Origin of the sequence: Sphaerotilus sp. (genome assembly GCF_031429695.1) — a bacterium.
Classification (GTDB): Bacteria; Pseudomonadota; Gammaproteobacteria; order Burkholderiales; family Burkholderiaceae_C; genus Sphaerotilus.
Genome location: NZ_JANPAB010000040.1, coordinates 1 through 3,233 on the forward strand (window position 1 = coordinate 1; position 3,233 = coordinate 3,233).

Annotated in this window: 5 protein-coding genes and 1 pseudogene; 2 read left to right on the plus strand and 4 right to left on the minus strand. The window is 61.0% G+C overall.

Going from position 1 to position 3,233, the window contains the following annotated elements:
• Positions 1-81: 81 nt before the first annotated feature.
• On the minus strand, positions 82-489 hold the full coding sequence (locus RMP06_RS07480; RefSeq protein ID WP_310461146.1) for a chemotaxis protein CheB: 408 nt from the start codon (positions 487-489) through the stop codon (positions 82-84).
• Positions 490-509: 20 nt separating this feature from the next.
• Between RMP06_RS07480 and RMP06_RS07485 the strand changes: the two genes are divergently transcribed.
• Both RMP06_RS07485 and RMP06_RS07490 read left to right on the plus strand, forming a co-directional pair.
• Positions 510-695 (plus strand): hypothetical protein, encoded by a 186-nt coding sequence (locus RMP06_RS07485; protein ID WP_310461147.1) that lies wholly within the window; start codon positions 510-512, stop codon positions 693-695.
• A 192-nt stretch (positions 696-887) separates the two neighbouring features.
• Entirely contained in the window at positions 888-1,937 is a 1,050-nt protein-coding gene (locus RMP06_RS07490) for a Fic family protein (RefSeq protein ID WP_310461148.1), read from the plus strand.
• Between the two features lie 18 nt (positions 1,938-1,955).
• Here RMP06_RS07490 and RMP06_RS07495 read toward each other — a convergent pair whose 3' ends face one another.
• The 3 genes and pseudogenes from RMP06_RS07495 to RMP06_RS07505 all read right to left on the minus strand — a co-directional run.
• A complete protein-coding gene (locus RMP06_RS07495; RefSeq protein ID WP_310461149.1) occupies positions 1,956-2,234 on the minus strand; it encodes a hypothetical protein in 279 nt (92 codons plus the stop codon).
• Positions 2,235-2,281: 47 nt separating this feature from the next.
• Positions 2,282-2,923: a DUF1294 domain-containing protein gene (locus tag RMP06_RS07500; protein ID WP_310461150.1), complete on the minus strand. Its 642-nt coding sequence runs from the start codon at positions 2,921-2,923 to the stop codon at positions 2,282-2,284.
• A 43-nt stretch (positions 2,924-2,966) separates the two neighbouring features.
• Positions 2,967-3,233, minus strand: a pseudogene (locus RMP06_RS07505) (hypothetical protein); the annotation flags it as partial.

Genomic DNA, 3,233 nt, shown 5'->3' on the forward strand with positions numbered 1-3,233 from the left:
GACCCCCTGGCTCTCAGCGCCTTCGTGTAGGGCGACCAGTTCTTCGTCGTGTACTTCTTCTTCGCCGGCTTGCTCATCCCGTCAGCCTACCTCACCGCTCGACCACCGGCCGGCTGGGTGGGTTGTGCAACAAAGCCGTTCAACCGGCATCTTCGTGTAACGCGGGAGAATTTCGTGCAGCAGCGTCGCAAATGTCCTCACGTGATTGACGATGACAATAGCGACACCCATATCGACAGGCAGATGCTGGAGTAACCGGGTATAAGCATCGAGACCGCCTGCCGACCCCCCCACGCAAACAACAGGGAAGGTCTCGCAAGATCCGGAATCGCCTGTCATGTGTCTCTCCATCATTGGCAGAAATAGCCGACAGTGTAAGTTACATGCAATCGCCCTGGGCATGGGGCTACCAGACGAAAGTCGGTTGCCAGCCCGCCCGGTTGAACGCAAGGTCAAGCTGCGATTTGGGGTGTATTGGCACAGTCGCATGACCTTTTCAGGAGCATGACATGACAAAGCAGACCAAGGACTTCAACCAACAGCCGCAGCACCCGAAGCCGCCGCAGGTGGATGAGGTCGCCATGCAGAAGCAGAAGGCAGAAGAAGCGGAAGTGGCCGGCAGGCACAAGAATGCCGGTCAGAACGACCACAAGGGCAACCGGCGACAACCGGGTAGCGACCACCAGAAGGGCTGAGGTTCAGGCCGCAGCGCGCTGCGCCTCTTCCAGCACGCTGTCCCACGCTCGCCACCGCGTAGACCAGCGGCACGCGATGATTCCGCACAGCAGGGCGAACGCCGGCAGGGCCAGCAAATCGACCCGCCGGGCCGGCTTCTTCCCCTCGGCAAACGCCTTGCTTTTTGGGTATTTGCGGGTATGTTTGTGGGTATGTTCTCGACCGACACCCTCCGCATCACCGCCGAATTGCTCACGCTCGTCGCTCGCCTGGATGAGTTCAAGGGGGCTTGGCGCGCTTTCGGCACGCTCGCACCGGAACGCCTGCAGGCCATGCGGCGCGTGGCCACGATCGAAAGCATCGGCTCATCGACACGGATCGAAGGCAGCCGCTTGTCCGATCACGAGGTGGCCACGCTGCTGGCGGGTCTGTCGGACAAGTCGTTCAAGACCCGTGACGAGCAGGAGGTCGCGGGCTACGCCGAAGTCATGGAACTGGTCTTTTCGTCTTGGGAGCACATCCCCGTCAACGAAAACCACCTGCAGCAGCTTCACCGGGATCTGCTGGTCTACAGCGACAAGGACGGCTACCACCGGGGGCACTACAAGACGACCGCCAACAACGTGTCGGCCTTCGATGCAGCGGGGCGGGAGATCGGCGTGGTCTTCGCCACCGCCACGCCCTTTGACACACCACGGCTGATGACCGAACTGGTCGAGTGGTATCGAACCGTCAGGGATTCGGCAGAACTGCACCCCCTGCTGGTCATCGGCATCTTCGTCGTCGTGTTGCTGGAAATCCACCCATTCCAGGATGGCAACGGACGGCTGTCTCGTGTGCTCACCACGCTGCTGCTGCTGAAGGCGGGGTATGCCCATGTGCCTTACAGCTCGCTCGAAAGCATCATCGAGCAAAACAAGCAGGGTTACTACATCGCGCTCCGGCAGACGCAGAGCACCATCCGCACGGCGTCGCCGGACTGGCAACCGTGGCTGCTGTTCTTCCTGCGCTCGCTGTCGTCGCAGGTGAAGCGCCTGGAAGAAAAGGTGGCGAACGAAAAACTCGTGCTGGCCCGACTGCCAGAGCTGTCCGTCCAGATTCTGGAACTCGCACGCGCACGCGGTCGGATTTCCAATGTCGAGGCCACGGACATCACCGGGGCCAACCGCAACACCGTCAAGGTGCATCTGCGGCGGCTCACGGAGATGGGGCATCTGGTGAAGCATGGGGCGGGACGGGCGGTTTGGTACGTCATTGCATGATCGGATCGCTGGGTCATTTCAGGCCGCAGCGCGCTGCGCCTCTTCCAGCACGCTGTCCGGCACACCACGCGCCTTCAGTTCCGCCAGCAGCTTGGCCGTCCGACCCGATTGGTATTCGGCTTCATCGCGGCGCAGTCCGTCGCTGATATAGCCCTTCAGCAGCCCCTGATAACCCGAGAACCCCTTGAATGGCGCGAGGGCCTTGAGGGACTCGACCACATCGACGGGGATGCGCAGCGTGATCGAGGTCATCGGGCGGTCTTTGCCCAAGCGGGTCTTGAGGGTGTCAGGAATCATGCCGCAGAGGATTCAGGTTCGTATTGTCTTTGTCAATACAAATCAGCCTATCCACCGGGTACGCCCCAGAGCATCCGAGCGATGGGCGTGGTGAACACCAGCAACCCCGCCACGTTCACCACCACTGTCGCCCAGAACGCCACGAGGAATGACGGCTTGGCGGTCTTGTGGCGCAGCAGGTGCTGGGCGATGAGGCCGCCCGGCCAGCCACCGACCAGCCCGAGCAGCAGCAGCGTGTTTTCCGAGGTGCGCCAGCGGCCGGCCCTAGCGGCGGACTTGTCGAACGCATAGGCCAGGAAACACACCACGCTCGCCACCGCGTAGACCAGCGGCACGCGCCCCGGCAAGCCCCAGCGGAACGCGATGATTCCGCACAGCAGGGCGAACGCCGGCAGGACCATGCCCGTCGCCAGCGTCCACGGCACCGGCGCCTCGCGCTGCTGGCTGCGCTCCGCCATGCGCCGCTGGGCGGGTGTGGGCAGGGCCAGCAGATCGACGCGCCGGGCCTGCTTTTTCCCCTCGGCATTCAGCCCGACCTCGAAAGTCAGTCGCTGCCCAAGCACCGGCCGACCGGCGCCGCGCGGGAAGGCGGAGACATGCAGGAAGATGTCCTGCCCGCCCTGCGCGGGTTCGATGAAACCGAAGCCGCGGTCGTCGTTCCAGGATTTGAGGGTGCCTTCGAGGCGCATGGGAGAAATTACTTGACAGATGCGACTGATAACGTGCCAATTTCTAATTGCGCAAAAAACCAAACTCGAACAACTGAGGGCGTAGCTTCTTACTCAACTCATCGTAAACAGCTTTGAACGGATCGAAGTCCACAGATTCATTTTCACAATTAGCCTCAAGTGCCTTGCGAATTTGGTACCACCCGACATCAGGACGATTGATTTTAAATTCATCACGAATCTTTTTCTCAAACTGCGTAGCGTGATACTGACACCACAACTTTTTTCCTTCATCCATCACTCGCTTAGCTGCGCCCGATAATTTACATTT

What these genes read in the sequence shown, in the direction of transcription:
- RMP06_RS07485 (WP_310461147.1), top strand. Translation starts at nt 510, where the DNA reads ATGACAAAGCAGACCAAGGACTTCAACCAACAGCCGCAGCACCCGAAG.
- RMP06_RS07490 (WP_310461148.1), top strand. Translation starts at nt 888, where the DNA reads ATGTTCTCGACCGACACCCTCCGCATCACCGCCGAATTGCTCACGCTC.
- RMP06_RS07495 (WP_310461149.1), bottom strand. Translation starts at nt 2,234, where the DNA reads ATGATTCCTGACACCCTCAAGACCCGCTTGGGCAAAGACCGCCCGATG.
- RMP06_RS07500 (WP_310461150.1), bottom strand. Translation starts at nt 2,923, where the DNA reads ATGCGCCTCGAAGGCACCCTCAAATCCTGGAACGACGACCGCGGCTTC.
- RMP06_RS07480 (WP_310461146.1), bottom strand. Translation starts at nt 489, where the DNA reads ATGCGACTGTGCCAATACACCCCAAATCGCAGCTTGACCTTGCGTTCA.